This is a genomic window from Pseudomonas californiensis, assembly GCF_021147775.1.
GTDB classification, from domain to species: domain Bacteria; phylum Pseudomonadota; class Gammaproteobacteria; order Pseudomonadales; family Pseudomonadaceae; genus Aquipseudomonas; species Aquipseudomonas californiensis.
Genome location: NZ_JAGTPK010000107.1, coordinates 1 through 2,020, shown reverse-complemented (window position 1 = coordinate 2,020; position 2,020 = coordinate 1). Strand labels below are relative to the sequence as shown.

Here is a 2,020-nt window from a genome sequence, read left to right as displayed (position 1 = left end):
GGTCGCATCATGGCGAACGGGCTCCTGAAGGGAATCGGGAGCACAGCATCCGGTATCAGCTCAGTGGTTTGAATGTGGGGTTCATGGAGCGCTTACGTTATATCTCGCTCGCAGAAAAAACCGCCTAGCCAGGTGGGATCGACGGTTTTACATGCGATTCCATGATATGACCGCCTCTGTCCAAGACGCCCGTTGCTGTCAGTTCAGCAACGCAGTTTCATGCGCATCAAGCTTGGGCAATGATATGCCGTATGCGCACATTCTTTCTAGGATATACCTGCGATCCGACTCCTGAATTGCGGCTTGTAAAGCTTGCGAATCGATTAACTCCTTCAAATATTTAAGCTCATTGGTCTGATCATGCACCAGCCGATAAGTGACGGAGCTCAACGCAAATAGCTGCGCTAGATCTGGCAGATCGCTGCGATCCGTCAAGACCTTCCACAGGCTTTTGTGTGAACTATTGAACAGTACGCTCATTCGCTGGCCCCGCGCGAAGTCGTAGCAACTCCTGAGGCTATTTATCATGGCCTTGGTGAGGATGTCCCCGTCTTGTAGAGCTATCCTGCAGTAATAGATAGTAGACTTAACATAATTGAAAACATCATTCTCTTTCATGGCTCGATTAGCCATATTGAGGTAGATGTCCTTCTTTGCCGGCGATTCACGATGGGCTGCAATCCGAATTTCGATATTGTTAGCGGTTGTGTAATGTGAGTCACGCAAGCAGGCTCGATTCAGCGTCTGCAACCTGCTTAGCTTATTCTTCGAATTTGAGCGGCCAATCAAAATCGAGTCAGCATGCTGATATGTTGAATTTTTAGTGTTCGCCTCTTCTTTTGCTATCTTTGCAAATTTTATCGCATCGGCACCCTCGTCTTTTTCGTCGTAAATCATGGCCATATGCAGGAATATGCTGGCACGGCGCTGCTTGGTCTGATTCGTGACGCCGAGTAGATATTCATAGAGCTCAATCGCTTCGTCAAAATTATCCAACATACGCAGGCTGTTTGTATAGCGGTATAACACATCCTGAGCGAGGCGTAGCTCACTATTTTCTTTAAGCTTCGGTACCATCAGGTAGCAAAGGTTGCATATCTGACGATGATGGCAAGAGTTGTCCATTCTCCGGGTATAATACGACAGTAGACCCAGGCTGTCCGATAGGTCAACGGGCATGGTTTGAGACAAGACGTCATTAAAAAACCGTCGTAGCAAGAGGTTTGCATTAAGAGTGGAAAATTCAAACTCATTCAGTTTCTTTTGCGAAAAGCTGGGGCCTAGTTTGTAGTCCTTTAACCGCCAGTCTTTGCCAAAATATAGAGAAATCGCTTTCTTGGTCAGCTCCTTATACGCTTCTAACGACAGATTTTTTACATACAGCTGCGCAGGGCGTATCGCCCTTACAATCTTCGGAAGCTCGATTTTCTCCCGCTCAAAAAAGCTATGAGCTTTAGCGTCAAGCAATCCCATATTGACTAGCTGCCCGCTCTGCACTGGGAAAAATGGGTCGTCTGGCCTGAAGTATTTCAACTGGCTTATGTCTTCGCCATAAGGAAAGACGGACAGGCATGATAGAAGCTGGAAAAGGTCGTTATTGGACGAAGTATTAAGGCGGTCAACCGCGGCGATCAGTGACGGGGATAAGTCGGCAATATTAACGTTTTGCACTGCCATTTCAGACGTTTCATTCGCCAAATCCACAAATTTAGTGTAGGCAAGCTTGGAAAGTATTTCATTGATTACTCCCGGACTTCCATATGACAACCGGTAAATTTCGCCGGCTTCCATTGCCGCTTCCGGTACCAAGCCACCCAACGGGTGCGCTAACGTGAATTTATTACAGTCCGGCTCGTCCAGTCCTGAAAGCACGACCGGCGTGACAGGAACCCTCGGGCTCAGGGCGCGACTCCGCACCACAATCGTAACCGCTCCATTAACCCCACATTCAAAGCACTAAGCTAATGCCAGATGCTGGGCTCCCGATTCTCTCAGGAGCCCATCGATCATGATGCGACCC

At 48.1% G+C, this 2,020-nt stretch carries 1 protein-coding gene; it reads right to left on the bottom strand.

The window, feature by feature from the left end; all coding sequences use genetic code 11:
* Nucleotides 1–198 precede the first annotated feature (198 nt).
* Nucleotides 199–1,791: a hypothetical protein gene (locus tag KDX37_RS29070; RefSeq protein ID WP_231656617.1), complete on the bottom strand. Its 1,593-nt coding sequence runs from the start codon at nt 1,789–1,791 to the stop codon at nt 199–201.
* Nucleotides 1,792–2,020 lie beyond the last annotated feature (229 nt).

Bases quoted from the DNA above. Each gene is read 5' to 3' on its own strand.
- KDX37_RS29070 (WP_231656617.1), bottom strand. From the start codon at position 1,791: ATGGAAGCCGGCGAAATTTACCGGTTGTCATATGGAAGTCCGGGAGTA.